We start from the raw sequence: 24349 nt of genomic DNA, 5'->3' as shown, positions 1-24349 counted from the left end.
GTCACTTCCTTGGGTCGAAGGCGTCACGCAGCGCTTCTCCGATGAAGACCAGCAGGGTCAGCATCAGTGAAAGCACGACGAAAGCGGTGATACCCAGCCAGGGAGCCTGAAGGTTCGATTTGCCCTGGGAGATAAGCTCACCCAGTGAAGGCGAGCCGGCGGGCAGACCGAAGCCGAGGAAGTCCAGCGAGGTGAGCGTGATGACGCCACCGGTCAGAATGAATGGAAAGAAGGTCAGTGTGGCGACCATCGCATTCGGCAGGATGTGCCGGAACATGATGACCTGATTGGACGCCCCCAGGGCGCGAGCCGCGCGCACATATTCCAGATTGCGACCACGCAGAAACTCCGCGCGCACCACGTCGACCAGCGCCATCCACGAAAACAGCAGCATGATTCCGAGCAACCACCAGAAATTGGGCTGAACGAAGCTGGCCAGGATGATCAGCAGGTAGAGCACCGGCAGCCCGGACCATACTTCGATGAAGCGCTGTCCGAACAGATCGATGCGTCCCCCGTAGAACCCCTGAACGGCACCCGCGACAACACCGATGATGGAGCTGACGATTGTCAGCGTCAGTGCGAACAGCACCGAGATGCGAAACCCATAGATGACCCGAGACATCACATCGCGCGCCTGGTCATCGGTGCCCAGCCAATTGTCTGCAGAGGGCGGAGCAGGGGCGGGGACGTCGAGCTCGTAATTGATGGTCGAATAGCTGTAGGGGATCGGCGGCCAGAGCATCCATCCATCACCCTGTTCTTCGATAAGCTCAGTGACATACGGGCTGCGGTAGTCGGCCTCGATGGGAAATTCCCCGCCGAACTCGGTCTCCGCATAGCGCTTGAATACAGGGAAATACAGTTCGTCCTGATAGCTCAGTACCAGGGGCTTGTCGTTGGCGATCAGCTCCGCGCCAAGGCTCAGAACGAACAGCACCATGAAAATGTGCAGCGACCACCAGCCGCGCCGGTTGGCCTTGAACAACGCCATGCGTCGCTGGTTGATCGGTGATAGTGCGAATCCGCGGCGCATCCTCAACCCTCCCGACTTTCGAAGTCGATACGGGGGTCGACAAGCGTGTAGGCGATGTCGCCAATCAGCTTAACGATCAGGCCCAGTAGGGTGAATATGAACAGCGTGCCGAACATCACCGGATAGTCGCGATTGATCGCTGCTTCGAAGCCGAGCAGGCCGAGACCATCGAGCGAGAAGATGACCTCGATGAGCAGCGCGCCGGTGAAGAAGACGCTGATCAGCGCTGACGGAAAGCCGGCGATGATCAGCAACATGGCATTTCTGAACACGTGGCCGTAGAGAACGCGGCGCTCGGTAAGACCCTTGGCCCGGGCGGTGGTGACATACTGCTTGCCAATTTCGTCGAGAAAGCAGTTCTTGGTCAGCATCGTCAGGGTGGCGAAGCTGCCTATGACCATCGCGGTGATCGGTAGAACCAGGTGCCACAGGTAATCCTTTATCTTGCCCCAGGTGTCCAGCTCCTCCCAGTTGTTGGACGTCAGACCGCGTAGCGGAAACCAGTCGAAGTAGCTGCCGCCGGCAAAGAGTACGATCAGCAGAATCGCCAGCAGGAACCCGGGAATGGCGTAGCCGACAATGATCAGGGAGCTGCTCCAGACGTCAAAGGCGGAGCCGTGCCGAATCGCCTTGCGGATTCCCAGCGGAATCGATATCAGATAGGTCAGCAGGGTGGTCCAGAGCCCCAGCGATATGGATACCGGCATCTTTTCCAGGATCAGATCCATGACGCTGGCGTCGCGGAAAAAGCTGTCGCCGAAATCGAAGGTGAGGTACCCCTTGATCATCAACCAGAAGCGTTCGTGGGCCGGCTTGTCGAATCCGTACATCCGTTCGATTTCCGCGATGATCGTCGGGTCCAGTCCCTGAGCGCCCCGGTAGCTGCCACTGGCGGCGACTTCACCCTGCGCGCTTCCGGAAATCCGGCTGGTAGCGCCCTCCATGCCTTCGAGGTTGGCGATCATCTGCTCGACCGGGCCGCCCGGGGCGGCCTGAATGATGAGAAAGTTGATCAGCAGGATGCCGAACAGCGTCGGGATGATCAGTAATAGCCGGCGGACGATGTAAGCGAGCATTTATTCCGTGGCTCCGCTCGTCGCTGGCTCGTCGTCCGCGCCATCCACGGGCGCCGGCTCTCCGATCAAGGTCTCTGGCGCCAGCGCATCGGGCCTGCTCTGGTCGACCCACCAGGTCCGCAGACCAAGGTCATATTTCGGCGCAGTGGCGGGGTGAGCGAACTTGTTCCAATAGGCGACGCGATACACCGGCGTGTTGAAATTGGGAACAAGGATATGCAAAGCGCGGAGGACGCGATCCAGGGCACGGGTGTGGTTGACCAGTTCCTCGCGTGAATCTGCCTGGATCAGTCCTTCCACCAGTGCATCAACGGCAGGATCTTGCAGACCCATCAGATTGCGGCTTCCGGGATTGTCCGCGCTCGCCGAATGCCAGTATTCGCGCTGCTCGTTGCCCGGCGAATTGGACTGGCCGAAACCGCTTACGACCATGTCGAAGTCACGATTACGTAGCCGATTGATGTACTGCGAAACGTCGACCCGTCGTATGTTCATCTCGATGCCAAGCGAGGCGAGATTTCGCTTGAACGGAAGCAGTACCCGCTCGAAGTCCGCCTGTACCAGCAGAAACTCGAATGTCAGGGGTTCGCCTGCCTCGTTGATAAGCTGATCGTTCTCGATACGCCAGCCAGCCTCCTGCAGCAACGCGTACGCCTCGCGCATCTGCTCGCGAATGACACCGCTGCCATCCGTCTTCGAGGGGCTGGGTGCAACGTCGAACACGGAGGCCGGCAGCTTCTCCCGCAGTGGTTCGAGCAATGCAAGCTCGGCCTCGCCGGGTTTGCCCTCGGCCGCCAGTTCGGAATTGCCGAAAAAGCTTTCGCTGCGCGTGTAGGCGTCGTGAAAGAGGCGGGCGTTGGCCCACTCGAAGTCGAAGAGCAGGCTGATCGCTTCTCGCACGCGTACGTCAGCGAAATAGGGCTTGCGCAGGTTGAAGACGAAACCCTGCATGCCCTGGGTATTCTGGTTCGGGATTTCTTCCTTGACGATGCGCCCTTCACGCAGCGCGGGGCTGTCGTAGCCGGTCGCCCAATTGCGTGCGCTGACCTCCTGGTTGAAGTCGAACTGGCCTGCCTTGAACGCCTCCAGCGCCACGCCGGTATCGCGATAGTAGTCCACAACGATCCTGTCGAAATTATGAAATCCCTTCTGTACCGGCAGATCTTCGGCCCACCAGTCCTTTACGCGCTCGAAGGTAACCGAGCGACCTGGGCGTACGTCGGTAATCCGATACGGACCGCTACCCAGTGGCGGCTCCAGACCGCCTCGACTGAAGTCGCGGTCAGCCCAGAAGTGCTTCGGGATAACGGGCAGTTGGCCCAATACCAGCGGCAACTCGCGATTCTGTCCGTGTTTGAAGTGGAAGGTGACGCTGTGTTCATCGTCCGCCGTCACCCTTTCCACGTCTGCGTAGTAGGCACGATAGAAGGGCGTGCCTTTTTCAACGAGGGTCTCGAAGCTGAACACCACGTCCTCCGCGGTGACGGGCTCACCATCATGAAAGCGAGCTTCCGGGCGCAGGTGAAAGCGCACCCAGGTATGGTCTTCTGCCCGTTCGATGCGTTCGGCCAGCAGCCCGTATTCGGTGAAGGGTTCGTCCAGCGAGTGGAAGGTGAGGGTGTCGTAGATCAGATCGAGCTGCTCTGCGGCGGTGCCCTTGCTGATGAATCCGTTGAACGAGTCGAACCCGCCGAAGCCCGACAATCTGAGGGTGCCACCTTTTGGCGCGTCGGGGTTGGCATACTCGAAGTGCTGGAAATCAGCCGGGTATTTCGGTGGCTCACCGTAAAGCGTCAGCGCGTGCTGCCCGGACGATGCCTGCACCACGGTGGCTAGCAGGAGGAGGCAAACGCCAATGAACTTGATCGCATGCATGGTTGGGCTCGTTGGTCCAGTCGTTGTCATTGATCGATCCACCAGCTGCGAATGGACAGCGAAAAGGGTGGCGTACCAGCTGACTTCAGCCAGTTTCGATGTGCGATGCGGTGGTAATCGATATACCAGTTCGGAATCGTATAGTGCCGCCAAAGAAGCACTCTGTCTAACGCGCGGGTGGCCGCGACCTGCTGTTCCCGGGTCGAAGCGGCGAGCAGATGTTCGATCATCCGGTCCACCACCGGATCGTCGATGCCGGCGTAGTTGCGGCTACCGCGCACATCGCGCTGGCTCGAGTGAAAGTACGCATGCTGTTCCATGCCTGGCGACAGACCTTGCGGCAAGGTGGCAAAGATCATGTCGTAGTCGAACTGATCAAGACGTGCTCTGTACTGCGCGCGATCTACCGTACGGATGTTCATGTCGATGCCAAGCTTGGCAAGATTGGCGCGATATGGCTGGAGGATTCGCTCCAGGCTTGGATTGACCAGCAGAACCTCGAAGGTAAGCTGCCGACCGCTCTTGTCGCGCATTTCGCCATTCTTGAAAGAGAGGCCAGCATCAGCGAAGCGCTCGACCGCCTTGCGCTGAATGTTTCGGGGAATGCCCCGTCCGTCCGTCTGCGGCAGAGCGAACGGCTCGGTGAACAGCCCCTCCGGGAGTTCGTCGCGGTGAGGCTGGAGATAGAGAAACTCCTGGCCAGCGGGAAGCTCGGTAGCGGCGAAGGGACTGTTCGGGAAATAGCTCAGCGAGCGCTCGTAGGCGTCATAGAACAGCACCCGATTAGACCATTCGAAATCGAACAGCATGCCCAGCGCCTCGCGAACGGGGCGCTCGTCGAAAGGCGCTCTGCGCGTGTTGAAGAACAATGCCTGAGTGGCACTGGGGATGCTGTGGGGCACGGCGCGCTTGACGACAGCACCGGTCCGGACCGCGGGGAAGTCGTAGCCCGTCGCCCAGTTGCTCGATTTATGGTCGAAATAGATGTCGAATTCCCCGGCTTTGAAGGCTTCGAACGCGACGCTGTTATCGCGATAGAACTCCACCTCCATCCGGTCCACGTTGTACTTGCCGCGGTTGATGGGCAGATCATCACCCCAGTAATCCTCCACCCGTTCGTACACCAGTCGCCGTCCGGGCTCGATGCTGGTGATGCGGTACGGCCCGCTGTTCAGCCCTGGCTGGTAGGTCGTGTTGGCAAATTCGCGGTCCTTCCAATGATGTTCAGGCATCACCGGGAGCTCGCCCAGACGCAGGATCAGCAGAGGGTTGTCGCTACGGCTGAAGACGAATCGGATGCGGTGCGGGCCGAGTACGTCAACGCGCTGTACATCTTGCAACATCGAGCGATAGTTCGGATGGGCTTCGCGCTTCAGCAGGCGGTAGGTGAATTCGACGTCTGCCGAAGTGATCGGTTTGCCATCGTGGAACCGCGCTTCGGGCCGCAGATTGAATACCACCCAGCTGCGATCGTCGGAAAACTCGAGGGTTTCGGCGATCAGGCCGTACGCCGAATAAGGCTCGTCACCGGATGGATCGTACGCGCCGCTGCCAACCATCAACGGCTCGTTCAGCTCGCTTATACCGTAATGCAGGAAGTTGCCGGTGTTCGCCGGGCTGGTGCCCTTGAGCGTGTAGGGATTGACCGTATCAAAGGTACCCGAGCCCATGACACGTAGCGAGCCGCCCTTTGGTGCGTCCGGATTGACGTAGTCGAGATGCTCGAAGTCTTTGGCGTACACGGGCTGCCCGTACAGCGCGTAGCCATGTTGCTTGTATACCGCCGCCGGCGCCTCGGCCCACGGCAGCAGTAGCAATATCAATACAAACAGGGGGTTGCGGTTCAACGTCATCGTAAGCTATCTGGTTTTGTCAGCGCTCACGCTACCATTGCCACGCCGTTGACGAAAGCGTGTCGTGTCCTAGGGCAGTAGAAGCGTGAGCTGCTGGCCGGGACGCAGGACCGGTCCAAGCGAGTTCCATTGACGGATGCTGTCGATGCCGACCTTGAATTGACGGGCGATGCTGTAGAGCGAGTCCCCGGCACGAACCACGTAGGTGTGGCGGCGCGGGCCGGCGGCCAGGGTCCGTGCGGCGGCCGGGAGTGAAAGCGTCTGCCCGACGGACAGCGCATTACCTTTCAGACCGTTGTGTTGCCGAATGTTGCTCACGCTGGTGCCATGCTTGCGAGCGATCAGCCACAGGTTGTCGCCGGGTTGTACGGTGTAAAGAGCGGGCCTCGCGGATTTGGCGGCGGGCGCGGCGGCAGTGGCTGGAGCTTCGCCCATGCCTGCACCGAACTGCGGCAACATCAGCGTCTGACCGGCGTGAATGACGTGCCCGTCGAGGTTGTTTACTTCGCGAATGGCGGTGACATGAACCTGATGCTGCCGTGCGATCTGGGAAAGCGTGTCTCCGCGTCGTACCTGGTAGGACTGAAAGGCCAGCCGTTCCGACTCCGGCAGGTCCGCCAGGGCGCTGGCAAACTGTTCTGCGTTGGCCACGGGAACCAGCAGCTGATAGGACCCCTTCGGGGCCGTGACGCGGTGATTGAACGCTGGATTCAGACTGAGCAGCTCTTCCTTTGAAATGGAGGCGAGCTCGGCGGCCTTGTGCAGATCAATCTGCTGGTCGACGGTGATTTCGGCGAAATATGGCTCGTCATCCAGTGCGGGGAGCACCGTGCCGTATACCGCCGGGCTTTCGATGATCTGCGCCAGCGCTAGCAGCTTGGGTACATAGTTCATCGTTTCTTTGGGCAGTTGCAGGTTCCAGTAATCGGTTGGCAGACCCAATTTGCGATTGCGGGCGACCGCGCGGCCAACGCAGCCTTCGCCGCAGTTGTAGGCGGCCAGTGCAAGCAACCAGTCACCGTCGAACTGTCGATTCAAACGGGTCAGATAGTCGAGCGCTGCGCGCGTCGAAGCGGTGATGTCCCGGCGACCGTCGTACCACCAGTCCTGCCGTAGCGAGTAAAGCTGCCCGGTGGAAGGGATGAATTGCCAGAGTCCAGCGGCCTTTGCGCTCGAATAGGCCATCGGGTTATAGGAGCTTTCCACGAACGGGAGCAGGGCCAATTCAGATGGCATCTCACGGGCTTCGACCTGCTCTGTGACATAGTGCAGGTAGCGCCGGGCTCGTTGCGTGCTCAGCTCGAAGTAACGCGGCTGGCTGGCGAAGGCAAGTCGTTGTTTGTCGATTCGCGGGTTGTCGATGGCGGCTGGGTCGAGCAGAAACCCTGCTCGCAGCCGCGACCAGAGCGTGTGCGGCTGGCTAATGTCCGGGGTGGCCCGGCTGGCGCTGGAACGGGCGGCGTGGGGGTATGCGCGGTCGAAGACGCCACCTTCAGCATGGGGTGGCTGTCCGTTGGACGCGTAGTCTGCGGTCGTCTGGCATCCCGCCATCACCAGCAGCCCCAGCGTCAAAAGTCCTTTTTTGCAAGCGTCAAGAGCCTTGCCAGTTGCGGGATTAAACATAAGCGAACCCGTTCGAATGTCGGGCGATTCTAGGAAGTCACCTTTACAGGGTCAAGGAAGCGGTTCGCGCTTTCGACAAAAGGTGGGCGTCAATTTCCCGCTGTTGCCCCGCACGACGCCTCAGAATCGATCCTTCCAGCCCCGCAGTACGGCAAACGTCGCCTCGCCGGGTGATAGAGCGTCCCCGGCCTGCCTGCTCGCGGCCGCGACCACCTCCGCTTGCTCGCAGCGCAGGAAGGGATTAGTGAGCTTTTCCAGTCCGATACTGGAAGGAAGCGTCATGCGACCCGCGGTGCGAAGCCCGTCGACTACCTCGAGACGTACGCGAATGTCATCGTTGTCCGGCTCCACAGCACGAGCGAAGCGAAGGTTGGACTGCGTGTATTCGTGGGCGCAGTACACGCGGGTGGCGTCCGGCAGGGCAGCAAGGCGAGTCAGCGAATGATGCATCTGCGCCGCGGTGCCTTCGAACAGGCGTCCGCAGCCTCCGGCAAACAGCGTGTCGCCGCAGAGGAGCCAGGGGTCGTCACTCTCACCCCCGTACAGGGCGATATGTCCGCGGGTGTGGCCAGGCACATCGAAAACCTTCGCGCTTTCGCCAAGCAGGCGGACATCGTCGCCGTCGACCAGCCGACGATCCAGGCCGGCGATGTCTTCGGTAGCGGGGCCGAGCACCGTGCAGCCGGTTGCTGCCTTGACCGCCTTCAGCCCCGCGGTGTGGTCAGGATGATGATGGGTGATGACCATCGTGGTCAGGCTGTACTCCGGATTGCGCCCCAGCCACTTGATAACCGGGACCGGGTCACCCGGGTCGACTACCGCAGCCTGCAGCGTCTTTTCGTTCAGCATCAGCCAGATATAGTTATCCTTGAATGCGGGTAATGCGATGAACTGTGGCATGCGGGTAGTCTCTTCTGGAATATAGTGCCTAATCTTATAGGAGCCACAGCGGAACAGGCCAACCGGAGGCGCCATGGAAATACCTGAAGTGTCGAGATCAATCAGCCAGGACGATCTGCTCAGGTTGCTCGAGGTCGCACGCGCGTGGCTGGATTCACCAGCCGGGCACATGCTGCTCGAGGCCGAGCGCGAGGTGATGCGCGCGCATCTGTCGCGCTGCTTTGGACAACACCTGGTGCAATACGGTCTTGCCCCAGCCTTGCTTGATGAGGAGCGCAGCGTGCTGCGCAATCACTGGCATCTCGACCTGTCGGCCGGCTCCGGAGCCATCCCTGCCGAGGAGTCGCAGTGGCCATTTTCGCCGCAGTCACTCGACGTGGTGGTCTTGCACCACGGGCTGGATTTCTGCCTGACGCCCCGCAGCCTCCTGCGCGAAGCCAGTCAGGCGGTGCGCGCAGGCGGCCACATGCTGATATTCGGCTTCAACCCCTGGAGCTTCTGGGGTGCCAACCACTTCACCGGGCGCGGCTGGTTCAGCGAGGCAGGTTTTGTCAGCCCGGCGCGACTGACCGACTGGCTGGAGCTGCTGGGTTTCGCGGTGGAGAAACGGGTCGATGGATGCTATCGTCCGCCGCTCGATTCGGAAGCCTGGCTCGGACGATTACAGAGGTTGGAAAGCTTCGCCGGCAAACACCAACTGCCTGGTGGCGGCTTTTACTTCCTACTCGCCCGTCGTCAGATGCTGGGCACCACCCCTCGCCGTGAACGCGGCATGGTTTTCCCTGCCTTGACGTTGCCGCCGCTGGTCGCCGGAAGTCGCAGGACGCACAAGCGGAACAGGAAATGACACACACCATCGAAATCTTCACTGACGGCGCCTGCAAGGGCAACCCCGGCCCAGGCGGATGGGGCGTCCTGCTGCGCCTGGGTGAACATCAGAAGACGCTCTATGGCGGCGAACTGCAGACGACGAACAATCGCATGGAGCTCACCGCTGCGATCGAGGGACTTGCTGCCTTGAAGAAGCCGGCCAGGGTGGTCCTGACGACCGACTCGGAATATGTGATGAAAGGTATTCGCGAGTGGCTGCCCAACTGGAAGAAGCGCGGCTGGAAGACGGCGGCCAAGCAGCCAGTGAAGAACGCCGATCTCTGGCAGCGGCTCGACGTGCTCGCCAATCAGCACGAGGTCGAGTGGCGCTGGGTTCGCGGCCACAGTGGCCACGCAGAAAACGAATTGGCTGATGAGCTGGCGAATCTGGGTGTGGCTCAGGTCCTGGCGGAGAAGGATATGCAGAATGCGTGAAGTGGTGCTGGATACCGAAACCACGGGTATCGAAGTGCGTGAAGGGCACCGGATCATCGAGATCGGCTGCGTCGAGGTCATCGACCGCCGGCTGACCGGTCGCCATTTCCATGTGTACATCAATCCGCAGCGCGAGGTCGATGAAGGTGCGTTCGCGGTACACGGCATCAGTGACGAGTTTCTCGCTGACAAGCCCCTGTTTGGGGTCGTGGCGGATGATTTCATGGAATTCATCACCGGGGCGCGGCTGGTCATCCACAACGCGGCGTTCGACGTGGGTTTCATTGACGCCGAGCTGACCCTGCTCAACCGGGGTCACGGTCGGGTCGCCGATCACTGCAGCGTAACCGATACGCTGCTCATGGCTCGGGAAAAACATCCAGGCCAGCGCAACAGTCTGGACGCCCTGTGCAAGCGCTACGGAGTGGACAACTCCCAGCGCGATTTGCACGGCGCACTGCTCGACGCGGAAATTCTGGCGGACGTATACCTGACGATGACGGGCGGTCAGACTGCACTGTCGCTGGCCGGGCAGGGCGCCGATCAGGACGAGTCCGGCGGGATCAGTGTGATACGCAGGCTTGCTGTGGACAGGCCGAGGTTGAAGGTCATCACCGCCAGCGAAGAGGAGCTTGCGCTGCACGCCGAGCGACTGGCGGCGGTGGAGAAATCGGCCGGCTTCGCGCTGTGGAACGGCGAGCCGACCGAGTCGATCTAGATCCAGTTGCTGACCGCAAACAGGCCCACGCCGCCAAGCACCAGCGTATAGGGCAGGGCCATCACCACCATGCGCCCATAAGAAAGGCGCACCAGCGGTGCTATGGCCGAGGTCAGCAGGAACAGAAAGGCGGCCTGGCCATTGGGCGTGGCCACGCTAGGCAGGTTGGTTCCGGTATTGATGGCAATCGCCAGCCGATCGAACTGCTCACGCGTAATCGCGCCCGAGTCCAGGCTTTGCTTCACCTCGCTGATGTATACCGTAGCCACGAAAACGTTATCGCTGATCATCGACAGTACGCCGTTGGCAATGAAGAACATGCTCGGCTGGATGTCCGGCGGCATGGCCAGGACAGCATGGATGATGGGGCTGAACAGATGCTGTTCGTGGATCACCGCGACGATGGCGAAAAACACCACCAGCAGTGAGGTAAAGGGCAGTGCCTCCTGGAAGGCCTTGCCGATCTGATGCTCGTCGATCACGCCGTTGAACGAGGCGATCAGGATGATCACCATCAGACCTATGAATCCCACCTCGGCCACATGCAGCGCCAAACCCAATACCAACAGCACCGCGGCCAGGCCCTGAACCACCAGCGCGACCTGCTGCGGCGTCTTGCGCTTGGCACGCTCGGCGTCGGAAAACTCTTCCAGCACTCGACGAACCTGGCGGGGGAGCTTGGCGCCGTAACCGAACCAGCCGGTTTTCTCCAGCAGCAGGCAGGTCAGCAGGCCGGCCGCCAGTACCGGCATGCTGACCGGAGCCATGAGAAGGAAGAACTCGATGAATTCCCAGCCCGCGACGCGAGCGATCAGGAGATTCTGCGGCTCGCCCACCAGGGTACATACGCCGCCCAGTGCTGTACCCACCGCACCATGCATCAGCAGGCTGCGCAAAAACGCGCGGAACTGTTCCAGATGCTCACGGTGCAGACCCTCGTCAGGGTCCAGCCCGAACGCCTCGGCGTTTTCCGTTCCGGCGGATGCGACGCGGTGATAGACACCGTAGAAGCCGACCGCGACGCTGATGATGACCGCGGTAACCGTAAGCGCGTCGAGAAAGGCCGACAGCAGCGCCGCGACCAGGCTGAACAGCAAGCCGAGCAACGACTTCGAGCGAACTCCGAGAATCAGCTTGGTGAAGGTCACCAGCAGCAGATCCTTCATGAAATAGATGCCGGCGACCATGAACATCAGCAGGAGAATCACCGGAAAATTGCCGAGCACCTCGCGGTAGAGTGCATCGGGTGTGGTCATGCCTATGACCAGCGCTTCCAGGGCAAGCAGCCCACCGGGTAACAGCGGGTAGCACTTCAGTGCCATGGCCAGCGTGAAGATGAATTCAAGCACCAGAATCCAGCCGGTAAGGTAGGGACCGAGGGTCCACATCAGAATCGGATTGAGTACCAGAAAGGCGATGATCGTCTGTTTGTACCAGACGGGCGCCTGGCCGAGAAAGTTGCCCGCAAGGGCTGGCAGAATGGCATTGGCCATGGATGAATGTCCTGTCCCTGAAGTTGAAGAATGCTCTGAATGACGACTGCATCGTGCCCCGTGCAATGGGTATTCAGAGAGTCCCTCTCGGCGCGCCGGCTGGCCGGCGTCGCGCATCATACGCCAAGCTGGCGCAGCAGGCTTGCGTGGTGTGCAGGCGAGTGAAATGTGACAGCGGGCATGCCAAGACTGGCCCCGGCTTGTTATAGTCTCGACATCGAAAAAGAGCAGCGACCGGCCGACTCGTCGGCAGCGATTATCGTCGCGTCGGATAGGCCCGGCAATGCCACTTCAGGAGTAGCCCGCATGACCGAGTACACGTCACTGCGCGTGACGCAGCAGGACAGGATTGCGCACATCCAGATCAACCGCCCAGCCAAGTTCAATGCCATGGACTCGGCTTTCTGGACCGAGATGATCACCGCGTTCGAGTGGGTGGACGTCACTGAGTCGATTCGCGTGGTGGTTATTTCCGGTGCCGGGGACCATTTCTCGGCCGGCATTGATCTGGCCTTGCTTGCTCAGGCTTCCAGCCGGATGGGCAAGGACATAGGTCGGAATGCCGAAGTCATACGCGGCAATATCCTGCGCCTGCAGGAGGCGTTCAATGCGGTCGACCGGTGTCGTAAACCGGTGATCGCAGCCATCCACGGATACTGCCTGGGCGGTGCAATCGATCTGATTTCGGCTTGCGACATGCGCTATTGCACACCAGATGCTCGCTTCGGCATCAAGGAAATCGACATGGGCATGGCCGCAGACGTGGGGACGCTGCAGCGATTGCCGCACCTCATAGGCGATGGCATGATGCGGGAACTGGCGTATACCGGCCGCGTATTCGATGGACACGAAGCTGCGCGGATCGGATTGGTCAATTGCGTTCACGACGACGTTCAGGCATTGATGCAGGAAGTGATGTCGCTGGCAGGGCAGATTGCCTCGAAATCACCGCTGGCGATTCGCGGTACCAAGGAAATGATCCGCTACGCTCGCGACCACAGCGTGGAGGATGGACTCAACTATATCGCCAGCTGGAATGCGGCTATGCTGCAATCCGAGGACCTCAAGGTGGCCATGGCTGCGCATATGGCCAAGAAACCGGCCGAGTTCGCCGATTGAACGGCCTGATAACAGGGACGGTGGGAGACGGAATGCGATGTTAACGGGTGCCACATCACTTGATCTTGTCAGGGACGAACTGTTCGCCAGTATTGGCGAGGTCGAAGACCTGCTTCAGCAGTTTCTCGATGACCGGCACAACGGCAGTCTGCTGCAGCGGGCAATCGAGGGCCTTCAGCAGCTGCGAGGCACGTTTGATCTCATCGAAATGACCGGTGCGGCTCTGCTGTTGAGCGAAATGGTCGCGCTGGCGACCGACGTGCCTGAACACGACGGCACAGAGCGTAACGCGCCCCTGTCATCCCTGTGCGACAGCCTTTTTCTGCTCGAGCGCTACATCGAGCAGTGCCGTCTGGCGGGTTTCGAACAGCCTGAACTGCTGATTCCGACCATCAACGAGCTGCGCAAGCACCGTGCCGACGCGGAGCCGCTTGCACAAAGCCATTTCTATCGTCTGGATGCCTCGACCCTGCCCGCTGCAGTTCGTGCGGTGGGTGAGGGTGGCCTGGAAAAGCATGTATTCAATCGGCTGCGGCAGATGTATCAGTTGGGTCTTCTCGGGTTGATCCGGGACGACGGCATTGGCGCCTCGACCCCTCTGATGCTCCGTGCGCTGCAGCGTTGGGAAAACAATCTCCCGCCGCAGGCCGCTACGCTGTGCTGGGTAGCCGGCGCCGCAATCGAGTCCATCGAGGACACCCCCCTGCACCTGACCATGCAGCGCAAGCGCCTGTTTGCCCAGGTCGATCGCGAGGTGAAGAAGTATGCGGGGCAGACACCCGGCGCCGTCGAACCGGCGCGTGGTCTGCTGCGCGAGTTGTTGTTTCTGGTTGCGTTAGCCGGGCCCCATTGCCAGCGTTGCAACGAGGTCAAGTCGGCGTTCGAGCTGCCTGATCCCGGGTACACCGAGCAGGAGCTACTGCAGGCTTTCGACCGGCTGCGCGGGCCGGGCGTCGATGTCATGCGATCCGTAGCCGAGGCGTTGCGCGAGGAAGTGACCGCGATCAAGGATCTGCTCGACCTGCTGGCGCGAAACGCCGGCGATCCGGATCAGGCCCTGGAGACCCTCGATGCTGCACTGCAGCGTCTGTGGAAGACCCTCGGCATGCTTGACCTGCACGAAGTCGCAGATGTCGTGCGGCGTTGTGTCGGCCGTCTGGAGCGTTGGCAACCCGGCGACCAGGGGGTGCTGGAAGACGTTGCCGATGCGGTATTGCAGGCCGAAATGGCAGTCAACCGCCTCGATGGTCAGGGCGACAGTCGCGGACGCGGTTCCGACGCTGGCAACCCCGGCGAGCCGGTCGAGCTGAAAGAAGCCCGTATCGTGCTGATCGAAGAATCTCAGGCAGGCCTGGCGCTAGCCAAGCGCTCGGTGACCGCCTACATGGAATCCGGTAGCGATACCATGCATTTGATGAACGTGCCCTCATCGCTGGAAACAGTCCGCGGTGGGCTGATATTCCTGGGCATGACGCGCGCAGCGAGCATCATCCATCTGGCCGCGCGATTCATTCAGGAAAGCATGCTTGAGCGCAAGGAAGAGCCGCAACCGCAACAACTCGAAGTACTCGCCGACGCGCTGACCGGGATCGAGTTCTATCTTGAGTCCGCGGAGCGTTCCTCGGTTGCCACGGCGGATGTTCTGACGCTGGCCGAAGACAGTCTTGCGGAACTGGGCTACAGCATCAACGAGGCGGGCTGACGGTGTCGGGTTCATTCAATCGTTTCGTGCCGGCCAGTCATTCCGATTACGACAGCAATGCTGGCTGGGTTGTGGTCACTCACCAGCAAAGCTTTGCCATGTACCAGGGCCAGCTGTTGCACGAGCCGGACATGGCCCGGTTCATGGGCGATGCAGACGCCCGGCTGCTGTTGGGTTTCCTGGACGGTAAACCGTGTCAGCTTGTACGTCTGAACCAGCTGGTGGATCTTCCAGGGGTCAGCTGGCATGGCCTGAGAGGGTTGATCGGACAGGTGGACGACGCCACGTTCCGCCTGCTTGGTCTCGCCCAGCAGCTTGATGCCTGGAACGACACGCATCGCTTCTGCGGTCGCTGCGGACAGGGTATGCAGCCACGCGCCGGCGAACGAGCCATGGAATGCCTGCAATGCGGCCTGCGTCAGTATCCGAAGCTGTCTCCGTGCATCATCGTGCTGATCACGCGTGGCGATGAGGTACTGCTGGCACGCTCCCCGCATTTTCGTCCCGGATTTTTCAGCACCCTCGCCGGATTCATCGAGCCTGGCGAGTCGGCAGAAGAGTGTCTGCACCGCGAGGTGATGGAGGAGGTTGGCGTCGAGGTCGAGGACCTGGAATATCTCGGCAGTCAGAGCTGGCCCTTTCCCAACTCACTCATGCTGGGCTTCCACGCACGGTATGTCAGCGGCGAAATCGTCCCGCAACCTGGCGAGATCGAAGAGGCGGGGTGGTGGCATGTCAACGACCTGCCCGGAATTCCGCCGCACGGCACCATTTCGCGCTGGTTGATCGATTGCCATCTGGCGCGTTTGCGCGGGCTGGCGCTTCCACCCATCCCTGCCTGACCGGGCGAGGACTACCATGCAATTCTATGTTCTGGCCGGCTTGCTGGCTGTGATGGCAGTTGCCCTGCTGGCGCTTGCTCTGCGTCTCGGTGGCCGTTTCGGCTGGGTCGCTGCCTGGATGCGCGGCAATCTGATGCTCGTGCTGCTGGCGTTGGTCGCCGTGCTGGCGCTCGCAGCTTTCGATGTTTCACGTTTTCAGTCGCTGGAGCGGTCCTCGCAGGTTGCCACATTGCAGCTGCACGAGACGGGGCCGCAGCGGTTCGAAGTGCTGCTGGAGGGAGCTGAACTGTCGCGAATGATGGTTGTGCACGGTGACATGTGGGATCTGGACGTCCAGGTGCTGCGCTGGAACGGTCTGGCGCAATTGCTGGGCCTGAAGGATGGCTATCGACTGAATCGCATGTCTGGCCGGTTCGTTGCGCTGGAGCAGCAGGAGGCAGCAAGCAATGCTCAACCCCGGGGGCTGAACGACACGCCGGCCTGGAGGGATATATGGCTGTGGCTGGACAGGCTGCATGAGCCGGTTCTGGTCGAGGCGGATGCCTTTGTGGTGCGGTTCATGCCGTTGGTCGACGGCGCTCGTTATCGTCTGGATATCGGCCCGACGGGGATCACTCCGGTACCGCTGAACGAGCAAGCGGAACGACAGTTCCGCCCCCAATGAAATGCCGGCCCGAAGGCCGGCAACTTCTCAGGCGAGCATGCCGCCATCAACATTGATGGCTGCACCGGTGGTGTAGCTGGATGCATCGCTGACCAGATACAGCACGGTTCCGGCCATCTCTGACGGATCTGCCGCACGGCGCAGCGGGATGCGCTGCAGCGCGTGCTTGAGGATCGAGTCGTTGGTGGTGAGTGCCGACGCGAACTTGGTGTCGGTCAGACCCGGCAGCAATGCATTGCAGCGGATGCCGAACTGCGCACATTCCTTGGCAAAGACCTTGGTCATGTTGATGACGGCAGCCTTGGTGATCGAATAGATCCCCTGCATGTCGCCGGGTACCATGCCGTTTACCGACGCGACGTTGAGGATGGCGCCACCGCCGTTTTCCCGCATCAGCTTGCCGGCTTCGACGGACATGAAGAAGTAACCGCGGATGTTCACGTCAACGGTCTTCTGGAAGGCCGTCAGATCGGTATCGAGCACGTTGCCGAAATACGGATTGGTCGCCGCATTGTTGACCAGGATGTCCAGCTTGCCGAACTCGCTGCGTATCTTGGCAATGGTATCGCTGATCTGGCCCATTTCACCGATATGGCAGGCCATCGCTGTCGCCTTGCCGCCAGCGGCAGTAATGGCATTGGCCACCTCCTGGCAGCCGTCGATCTTGCGGCTGGTGACGATGACATGCGCACCCTGCTGTGCCAGCAGCTTGGCGATTGCTTCACCGATTCCGCGGCTGGCGCCGGTGACCAGTGCCACTTTGCCGTCTAGGTCGAACAGTTGAGTCTTTTCCATGGGATATCCTTGATTCAGCGACTCAAAGAGCCGATTTGCCGATAACGGACAAGCTGACCTGCTCGAGCAGCTTGTTCATGTGAATGAAAGAGGCGAAGCGCTTGTCCTGCGTCTGACCGTGGTAGAACCGGTAGTAGATCTGCTGGACGATCCCGGCCAGACGGAACAGGCCGTAGGTGTAGTAATAATCGAGGTTGTCGATGGTGATGCCGGCGCGCTCGGCATAATAGTCGGCGAACTCCTGACGAGTCAGCATGCCGGGAGCATGGCTGGGCTGGCGTCGGATGAGCTGCATGGGCTGCGAATCGCCGGCCTCGATCCAGTAGGCGAGGGTGTTCCCCAGATCCATCAGCGGATCGCCAATGGTGGTCATTTCCCAATCGAGAACCCCGATGATCTGCATGGGATTGTCGGGATCGAGGATCACGTTGTCGAAGCGATAGTCATTGTGCACGATGCCGGGCTTGTGGTGATCGGCCGGCATCTTGTCGCGAAGCCAGGCCATGACCGGCTTCCAGTCTGGCGCATCGGGCGTGGCAGCTTTCTGATAACGGTCGATCCATCCTTCGATCTGACGCTGCACATAGCCTTCCGGCTTGCCCAGGTCGGCCAGGCCGCAGGCTGCGTAATCGACATTGTGCAGGTCGACGAACTTGTCGACAAAGCTCTTGCACAGCTCGCGGGTGCGGTGCTCGTCGAGGCCCAGCTCGGGCGGCAGCTCCGAACGCAGGATAACGCCCTGAACGCGTTCCATGACATAGAACTCGGCACCGATCACCGATTCGTCGGTGCAGTGCGCATAGGCCTTCGGACAATACGGAAAGCCATCGTTGAGCTGGTTGAGAATGCGAAACTCGCGACCCATGTCATGCGCCGACTTGGCCTTCTTGCCAAACGGCGGACGCCTCAGGACGAATTCCTGCTGCGGATAGGCGATGAGGTAAGTCAGATTGGACGCACCCCCGGGGAACTGGCGAATGTCCGGGGTTCCCTGCAGGCCATCGATCTGGCTCTTGAGATAGCGGTCGACAGCATCGACGTCGAGCTCTTCGCCTTCGCGGATAGTGCTCGCCTGATCGGTCAGAGTCATGGGTTTCCTTATGATGGTCAGGTCAGACAATCAGCTAATCTAATGCACAGCGCATGGGCCAACAAGCTCAAACGCCTGTTTGACTGCTGTTATCAGATTGGGTGTTGAAACCCGATTGGCTGGGTCAATAGGTATCCGAAACCGCAGGCAAAAAAAACCGGAGCGAGGCTCCGGTTTTCTCCTGCTGCAACCTCAGGCCGGGAACAGTTCACCCAGCTTGAGTGCCAGCATCATGTCGCCTTCGGCGCGCAGCTTGCCGGCCATGAAGGCCTGCATGCCATCGGTTTCGCCGGAAATGACGCCGTTCAGCGTGTCGCTGTCCATGATAAGGGTGACGTTGGGATTCTCTGCGTCACCTTTCTGGGCGTCACAGGCGCCATCCTTGACCTTTACGAAGAAGTTGTCGTCGTCTTCGATGTTGAACTGGAAAACCAGGTCCAGGCCCTGAGCGGCCGCCGGGTTGAACTTGGATTCCATGTTGCTGATGATCTGATCGGTAGTCATTGGCCCTGTTCCTATAGCTGCTTGTAGAACGGCGATGGAGTACGTCGCCGCGAGATTTATCTGTAGGTCACCCACTCGGCCCGCTGGTGGATATCAAGATGAGCCTGGCTGTTGAAGGAGGCCAGACTGAGCTTGTCCTTGCGGTATTGTAGACGGCTCACAGAGGTATTCACGATTTGCCAGTTCAGCTCGAACGCGCTGGTCGCCGGCATCCCCGTGATCAGTTGCAGGGCAGCGGTGATCATGCCACCCGAGGTGAAGATACCGATGGTCTGCCCGCGATCCGCCGCCTCGATAACGCGCTTCAGTCCTGCGCGCACTTGCGCCACGAACTCTGGCCAGCTCTGGCAACCTTCCGGGCAGTTCTCATCGGTGATCCAGGACGTAATGACCTGGCTGAATACTTTCTGGAACTCCTTGCGGTGCTCTCCGGCGTTCTCCACGAAGTGACGCGCATCCGGTTGCGTCTCGAGAATACGTGGCAGATAGGTATGCATGACCTCATCTGAACGGTACTCGTTGAACCCGGCGTCGATGGCAATCTCACGGGAGGGCGCGTCCGGAATCTGCTCCAGCGCGTGATGACAGGTATCGATCTGGCGTTTCATGTTGCCGGCATAGCACCGGTCGAAGCGTACGTTGAGCGTGTTCAGGTAGTCGCCCAACAATTGGGACTGCTTGATGCCGACCGGTGACAGGACGTCATAATCGGCAGCGCCAAGCGAAGCCTGACCGTGACGGATTAGATAGATGCTACCCACGTGTTGTTATGCCTGTCCGGGAAATGTCTCAACGAGAGTATGGGCGGGCCAAAATCCTGTCAACCGAAAATCATACAAGCGTTTGAATCGAGGCGGCTCGGTTCACGCCAACGGCTTGTCCATCCTGTATGCTTGGTCTCAATCGTTCAAATAGTGGAGATCTGTGCGTGGAATGGTTAGCCGATTACGCAATGTTTCTGGCCAAGGCAGCTACGGTGCTGCTTGCACTGGTGGTGCTGCTGATGCTGATGGTGTCGCTCAAGGATCGCCATCGTCGGCCTGACGGAACGCTTACGGTCAACAAGGTCAATGAACAGATTGGACGCATGACCGAGCGCCTCGCGCAGTCGGTGCTGGACAAGAAAGCCTTCAAGCTTCGGCAGAAGGGACGCAAGCTCGAGGCCAAGGCGCGTAACAAGGGCAGCCGGGACACCGCAGAGCGGCCGCGCGTGTTCGTGCTGTGCTTCGACGGGGATATCAAGGCCACCGCCGTCGATCATCTGCGTCAGGAAGTAACGGCGGTACTGGAGATGGCGCGTCCTGAAGACGAGATTGTCCTGAAACTGGAGAGCGGGGGCGGGATGGTCCACTCTTATGGCCTGGCGGCGTCACAGCTGGTTCGCATCCGCGACGCGGGAATCCCCCTGACCGTATGTGTCGACAAGGTCGCCGCCAGCGGGGGATACATGATGGCCTGTATCGGCGACAAGGTGCTCTCCGCGCCCTTTGCCATGCTTGGCTCCATCGGTGTCGTCGCGCAGCTGCCGAACTTTCACCGGGTACTCAAAAAGCATGACGTGGATTACGAGATGCTCACCGCCGGCGAGTACAAGCGCACCCTGACGATGTTCGGGGAAAACACCGAGCGCGGCCGGGAGAAATTTCGCGAGGATCTGGAAAACATCCATCGTCTGTTCAAGGACTTCGTCGCGCGCTATCGGCCGCAGCTGAACGTGGATGAAGTGGCGACCGGGGAGGTATGGTTCGGTATCGAGGCGCAGCAGCGCGCGCTCGCTGATGATGTAAAGACCAGCGACGAATACATCACCGGGCGCGTTCGCGAAGCGGACGTGTTCGAGGTTCACTACGTGACGCGCAAGCGCATGCAGGACAAGCTCGCCGGCGGTTTCACCGGCATCGTGGATCGGCTGCTGCTGATCTGGGCGTCACGCTTTCACAACCAGAAATTTTGGTAGGAGCACCGCATGTCAGAATTCAAGGCCCTGGTGGTCAGCGAAGAACAAGGCCAGTACGTATCCAGCGTGGTGTCGCGTCAACTTGCCGATCTGCCCGAAGGCGAGGTGCTTATTCGCGTCAGGTATTCATCGTTGAATTTCAAGGACGCGCTGTCTGCCAGTGGCAACAAGGGTGTCACCAGACAATATCCTCATACACCGGGCATCGATGCGGCCGGTGTCGTCGAAACGAGTTCGGTTCCGGAGCTCAGTCCAGGCGATGAGGTGATTGTCACGGGCTACGATCTGGGTATGAACACCGCCGGAGGATACGGTCAGTACATCCGCGTACCGGCAGGCTGGGTGCTCAAGCGTCCCGATGGCCTGACGCTTCGAGACAGCATGCTGCTGGGCACGGCCGGGCTGACCGCGGCCCTGTGTATCGACAAGCTGGAGCAGGGCGGAATGATCACCGGACAGGGCCCGGTGCTGGTCACTGGTGCAACCGGCGGGGTCGGCAGTATCGCGGTTGCGCTTCTCGCAGGGCTTGGCTACGAAGTCGCTGCTGCGACCGGCAAGGCATCGCAGGCAGAGCTGCTGAAGAGACTCGGCGCGACCACCATCGTCGACCGCAGCGAACTGGAGGCTGGCAAGGAGAAGCCATTGCTCAAGGAGCGTTGGGCCGGTGCCGTGGACACGGTGGGTGGGGATATTCTGTTCAACGTGGTCAAGTCCCTCCGTTATGGTGCGACAGTCGCCTGCTGCGGGCTCACCGCAGGCACTCAATTCCAGGGCAGCGTGCTCCCGTTCATTCTGCGCAACGTCAACCTCATGGGCGTGGATTCGGTGGAACAGCCGCTGGTGGTGAAGGCTTCTATGTGGGATCGGTTGTCGCTGCAGTGGAAGACCGATCTGAGCGCCATCGCACAGGAAGTGCGACTCGATGAGCTGCCTCGGCAGATCGAGACGATCCTGGGCGGAAACATGGTCGGCCGGGTTGTGGTCAATCTGGACTGATGTCCGGCGGTCCCGCAGGAGCGGGACCGCCTACAGTATTCTCAGCCTTCTGCTGCGGCCATGGCGCGCTCAACGTCCGCGACCATATCGTCCACCTCCTGTCCGTTGTCGACGTTGTCCAGCAGGACAGTCAATGCGAAGCGCTCTTCATCGATCTCCTCGGCGGAGCGAAAGCCCATCTGGCGGAACAGTTTGAGCGGGGCACAGGAGCCCTGAACAGCGTGCTGCATCAGAAACCCTGTCGCGCCGGCGGGTAGCAGCAACCAGTGCCTGCCGCGAAACAGGCTCATGAGGGTTCCCGCGCCCGCCAACGCTGCCGCGTTGGCCTCCAGTAGCCGCTCGATGCTCCATTCGCGGTCAAGGTCTCGCAGGCGCTGGCTGATCAGCCGCGGATTGGCGACGTAGTACAGCAGGTTAGCCTCGAAGCGCTCGCGGATCCGCTGACTGGCTACCTCGGGAGTGTCGTCTGAAACGCTGTCGGAAATCTGGGCAAGCATGGCTTTTCTCCTGTTAACAGTGCGCGTGCGCCTTGGACAGCAGAAGAGAGTGGGACGTTCGTTGTGAACAGGAGAGGTTGCTGGCGAAAACCTCGCCAGCAACCAGGCGTTCAGCCGCGACGACGGAACAGCGGCAGTGGCTGGTCAGTCGCTGCCTGATAGGTTTCGGAGAAATCCCTGAGGCTGTCGAGCGCTTCGTAGGGGTCGCGATCGGCACGAACGGCGAATGCATCGAAACCACAGCGCTTCATGTAGAACAGCTGGTCACGCAGGACATCGCCGATCGCACGGATCTCGCCCTGATATCCATACCGGTCGCGGAGCAGACGTGCGGACGAGTAGTGACGACCATCACTGAAGACCGGGAAATTCAGAGCGACGACCTGAAAATGCTCCAGGTCGTCGGCGATGCATTCAACTTCTTCTTCGCTATCGAGCCATACGCCGAGACCGCCATCGCGGACCTTCAGCGCGTGGCTATGCTCCAGCCACAGGCCCATCGGTACGAGAAGATCATCGCTGTTGGACAGACCGTCCAGCGTGGCGTCCTTGGGCAGCAGGTGCCAGGTTTCGTCGAGGACCTGATCGCCCTTAATGATTCGCTGCATACACGCGCTCCTTGAAGGGATCCATGCCGATGCGCTGGAAGGTGTCGATGAAGTGCTCTTCGGGGGTACGTTGTTCGACATAGACGTCGACGACCTTCTGAATGACGGCAGGCATCTGCTCTGCGGCAAAGGACGGGCCGAGGATCTGGCCGATCGAAGCGTTCCGACCGCTGTTGCCGCCGAGTGACACCTGATAGAACTCGGCGCCTTTCTTGTCGACGCCCAGCACGCCGATGTGTCCTACGTGGTGATGTCCGCAGGCGTTCATGCAACCGGAAATGTTCAGGTCCACGTCACCGATGTCGTGCAGATAGTCCAGATCGTCAAAGGTGCGCTGGATGGCTTCGGCGATGGGAATCGACTTGGCGTTGGCCAGGGAACAGAAGTCGCCACCGGGGCAGCAGATGATATCGGTCAGCAGGCCGATGTTCGGTGTGGCGAAGCCCTGTTCGCGACAAACCTGCCAAAGCGCGTACAGATCGGCTTGACGGACGTCGGCCAGCACCAGATTCTGCTGGTGTGTGACTCGCAGCTCTCCGAAACTGAACTGATCTGCCAGATCGGCAGCCGCCTCGAGCTGCTTGTCGGTGGCATCCCCGGGCGCAACGGCGGTCGGCTTCAGCGACAGCGTAACTGCGGCATAGCCGGGTACCTTGTGCGGATGCACGTTGCGCATTGCCCAGTTGTTGAAGCCCTTGTCGCTTTCGCGCGTGGCCAGATAGGTTGCGTCGTCGCCATCCATTGATACATAGGCAGGCGCCGTAAAATGGGCGCTGACGCGTGACAGTTCATCCTGGGTGAGGGTGGCCGGGCCATCCTTCGTATGTGCCCACTCGGCTTCGACCTTTTCGGCGAATACTGCAGGCGTCAAAGCCTTCACCAGAATCTTGATGCGTGCCTTGTACTTGTTGTCGCGCCGCCCGTAGCGGTTGTACACACGCAAGATGGCGTCCAGATAGGTCAGCAGATGCTGCCAGGGAAGAAAGTCGCGGATTTCCGAGCCGACCATGGGTGTGCGGCCCAGGCCACCCCCGACAAGCACACGGAAGCCGACTTCGCCGGCTTCGTTGCGGACCACGTTGAGGCCGATGTCGTGCACGCCTATGGCAGCGCGGTCCGCTTCGGCGCCATTCACCGCGATCTTGAACTTGCGCGGCAGGAAGGCAAATTCGGGATGGAATGTAGACCACTGCCGAATGACTTCGCACCATGGACGCGGATCGACGATCTCGTCCGCCGCAACGCCGGCAAACTGGTCGGTAGTGGTATTGCGAATGCAGTTGCCGCTGGTCTGAATGGCGTGCATCTGTACTTCGGCCAGGTGCGCAAGAATGTCCGGCACTTCTTCCAGACTCGGCCAGTTGAACTGCACGTTCTGGCGGGTGCTGAAGTGCGCATAGCCCTTGTCATATTCGCGTGCGATGAAAGCGAGCTTGCGCATCTGCCGCGACGAAATAAGGCCGTAGGGAATGGCGATGCGCAACATGGGCGCATAGCGCTGGATGTACAGGCCGTTCTGCAGGCGCAGCGGAAGAAATTCCGGGTCGCTCAGTTCGCCGGCAAGATAGCGGCGTGTCTGATCGCGGAACTGCTTGACGCGGTCCTCCACGATCCGTTGATCATACTCGTCGTAGATATACATGCTGACAACCTGTTCTTGGGGCGCCGCCCCTTGTCTAACAATGGCTCGGCCCTG

At 60.4% G+C, this 24349-nt stretch carries 23 protein-coding genes; 9 read left to right on the top strand and 14 right to left on the bottom strand.

The features are described from left to right. Position 1 precedes the first annotated feature (1 nt). From KEM63_RS09345 to gloB, 6 genes are all read right to left on the bottom strand, one after another. Entirely contained in the window at positions 2–1036 is a 1035-nt protein-coding gene (locus tag KEM63_RS09345) for an ABC transporter permease (RefSeq protein ID WP_223650980.1), read from the bottom strand. 2 nt (positions 1037–1038) lie between these two features. Next, positions 1039–2112, bottom strand: a complete 1074-nt coding sequence (locus tag KEM63_RS09340; protein ID WP_223650978.1) for a microcin C ABC transporter permease YejB — start codon at positions 2110–2112, stop codon at positions 1039–1041. After that, positions 2113–3987, bottom strand: coding sequence for an extracellular solute-binding protein (locus tag KEM63_RS09335; RefSeq protein WP_223650976.1), 1875 nt, complete (start codon positions 3985–3987; stop codon positions 2113–2115). A 26-nt stretch (positions 3988–4013) separates the two neighbouring features. Then, positions 4014–5840, bottom strand: coding sequence for an extracellular solute-binding protein (locus tag KEM63_RS09330; RefSeq protein WP_223650974.1), 1827 nt, complete (start codon positions 5838–5840; stop codon positions 4014–4016). Between the two features lie 69 nt (positions 5841–5909). After that, positions 5910–7412, bottom strand: a complete 1503-nt coding sequence (locus KEM63_RS09325; protein ID WP_223650971.1) for a LysM peptidoglycan-binding domain-containing protein — start codon at positions 7410–7412, stop codon at positions 5910–5912. Positions 7413–7583: 171 nt separating this feature from the next. After that, positions 7584–8363: a hydroxyacylglutathione hydrolase gene (gene gloB, locus KEM63_RS09320; protein WP_223650969.1), complete on the bottom strand. Its 780-nt coding sequence runs from the start codon at positions 8361–8363 to the stop codon at positions 7584–7586. Between the two features lie 73 nt (positions 8364–8436). On the opposite strand from gloB, the gene KEM63_RS09315 reads away from it, so the two are divergent. Genes KEM63_RS09315 through dnaQ form a run of 3 tightly spaced genes read left to right on the top strand, consistent with a single transcriptional unit; the run spans position 8437 to position 10386 of the window. Next, a complete protein-coding gene (locus KEM63_RS09315) occupies positions 8437–9210 on the top strand; it encodes a methyltransferase domain-containing protein (protein WP_223650967.1) in 774 nt (257 codons plus the stop codon). Further along, positions 9207–9668: a ribonuclease HI gene (gene rnhA / locus KEM63_RS09310; RefSeq protein ID WP_223650965.1), complete on the top strand. Its 462-nt coding sequence runs from the start codon at positions 9207–9209 to the stop codon at positions 9666–9668. Before KEM63_RS09315 ends, rnhA begins: the two co-directional genes overlap by 4 nt. Further along, complete coding sequence (dnaQ, locus tag KEM63_RS09305; RefSeq protein ID WP_223650963.1) at positions 9661–10386, top strand: DNA polymerase III subunit epsilon; 726 nt, start codon at positions 9661–9663, stop codon at positions 10384–10386. Before rnhA ends, dnaQ begins: the two co-directional genes overlap by 8 nt. Here the strand turns inward: dnaQ and nhaB are convergent. Beyond that, a complete protein-coding gene (gene nhaB, locus KEM63_RS09300; RefSeq protein ID WP_223650960.1) occupies positions 10383–11879 on the bottom strand; it encodes a sodium/proton antiporter NhaB in 1497 nt (498 codons plus the stop codon). The genes dnaQ and nhaB overlap by 4 nt on opposite strands. A 306-nt stretch (positions 11880–12185) precedes the next feature. On the opposite strand from nhaB, the gene KEM63_RS09295 reads away from it, so the two are divergent. Genes KEM63_RS09295 through KEM63_RS09280 form a run of 4 tightly spaced genes read left to right on the top strand, consistent with a single transcriptional unit; the run spans position 12186 to position 16206 of the window. Continuing rightward, on the top strand, positions 12186–12998 hold the full coding sequence (locus KEM63_RS09295; RefSeq protein ID WP_223650959.1) for a crotonase/enoyl-CoA hydratase family protein: 813 nt from the start codon (positions 12186–12188) through the stop codon (positions 12996–12998). A gap of 37 nt (positions 12999–13035) precedes the next feature. Further along, positions 13036–14700, top strand: a complete 1665-nt coding sequence (locus KEM63_RS09290; RefSeq protein ID WP_223650958.1) for a FimL-related protein — start codon at positions 13036–13038, stop codon at positions 14698–14700. A gap of 2 nt (positions 14701–14702) precedes the next feature. Beyond that, on the top strand, positions 14703–15542 hold the full coding sequence (gene nudC, locus KEM63_RS09285; protein WP_223650957.1) for an NAD(+) diphosphatase: 840 nt from the start codon (positions 14703–14705) through the stop codon (positions 15540–15542). Between the two features lie 16 nt (positions 15543–15558). After that, positions 15559–16206, top strand: a complete 648-nt coding sequence (locus KEM63_RS09280) for a hypothetical protein (protein ID WP_223650956.1) — start codon at positions 15559–15561, stop codon at positions 16204–16206. A gap of 27 nt (positions 16207–16233) precedes the next feature. Here KEM63_RS09280 and KEM63_RS09275 read toward each other — a convergent pair whose 3' ends face one another. The 4 genes from KEM63_RS09275 to KEM63_RS09260 all read right to left on the bottom strand — a co-directional run bounded on the left by KEM63_RS09275 (position 16234) and on the right by KEM63_RS09260 (position 19356). Next, a complete protein-coding gene (locus KEM63_RS09275; RefSeq protein ID WP_223650945.1) occupies positions 16234–17001 on the bottom strand; it encodes an SDR family oxidoreductase in 768 nt (255 codons plus the stop codon). A gap of 22 nt (positions 17002–17023) precedes the next feature. After that, entirely contained in the window at positions 17024–18091 is a 1068-nt protein-coding gene (locus KEM63_RS09270; RefSeq protein WP_223650943.1) for a phosphotransferase family protein, read from the bottom strand. A 192-nt stretch (positions 18092–18283) separates the two neighbouring features. After that, complete coding sequence (locus tag KEM63_RS09265) at positions 18284–18595, bottom strand: SCP2 sterol-binding domain-containing protein (RefSeq protein WP_223650941.1); 312 nt, start codon at positions 18593–18595, stop codon at positions 18284–18286. Between the two features lie 56 nt (positions 18596–18651). Further along, on the bottom strand, positions 18652–19356 hold the full coding sequence (locus KEM63_RS09260; protein WP_223650939.1) for a histidine phosphatase family protein: 705 nt from the start codon (positions 19354–19356) through the stop codon (positions 18652–18654). A 167-nt stretch (positions 19357–19523) separates the two neighbouring features. On the opposite strand from KEM63_RS09260, the gene sohB reads away from it, so the two are divergent. Both sohB and KEM63_RS09250 read left to right on the top strand, forming a co-directional pair. Further along, positions 19524–20552: a protease SohB gene (sohB, locus tag KEM63_RS09255; protein WP_223650937.1), complete on the top strand. Its 1029-nt coding sequence runs from the start codon at positions 19524–19526 to the stop codon at positions 20550–20552. Positions 20553–20561: 9 nt separating this feature from the next. After that, positions 20562–21548, top strand: coding sequence for a YhdH/YhfP family quinone oxidoreductase (locus KEM63_RS09250; protein ID WP_223650934.1), 987 nt, complete (start codon positions 20562–20564; stop codon positions 21546–21548). A 41-nt stretch (positions 21549–21589) separates the two neighbouring features. Here KEM63_RS09250 and KEM63_RS09245 read toward each other — a convergent pair whose 3' ends face one another. The 3 genes from KEM63_RS09245 to KEM63_RS09235 form a co-directional block, all read right to left on the bottom strand. Beyond that, a complete protein-coding gene (locus tag KEM63_RS09245) occupies positions 21590–22045 on the bottom strand; it encodes a hypothetical protein (RefSeq protein ID WP_223650932.1) in 456 nt (151 codons plus the stop codon). A gap of 110 nt (positions 22046–22155) precedes the next feature. Next, positions 22156–22653, bottom strand: coding sequence for a DUF934 domain-containing protein (locus tag KEM63_RS09240; protein ID WP_223650930.1), 498 nt, complete (start codon positions 22651–22653; stop codon positions 22156–22158). Beyond that, on the bottom strand, positions 22637–24295 hold the full coding sequence (locus KEM63_RS09235) for a nitrite/sulfite reductase (protein WP_223650929.1): 1659 nt from the start codon (positions 24293–24295) through the stop codon (positions 22637–22639). The genes KEM63_RS09240 and KEM63_RS09235 overlap by 17 nt, the downstream gene beginning before the upstream one ends. Positions 24296–24349 lie beyond the last annotated feature (54 nt).

The sequence above is a fragment of the Halopseudomonas nanhaiensis genome (genome assembly GCF_020025155.1).
Classification (GTDB): domain Bacteria; phylum Pseudomonadota; class Gammaproteobacteria; order Pseudomonadales; family Pseudomonadaceae; genus Halopseudomonas; species Halopseudomonas nanhaiensis.
The sequence above is the reverse complement of the archived record's forward strand: the minus strand, read 5'-3'. Positions and strand labels throughout refer to the sequence as shown.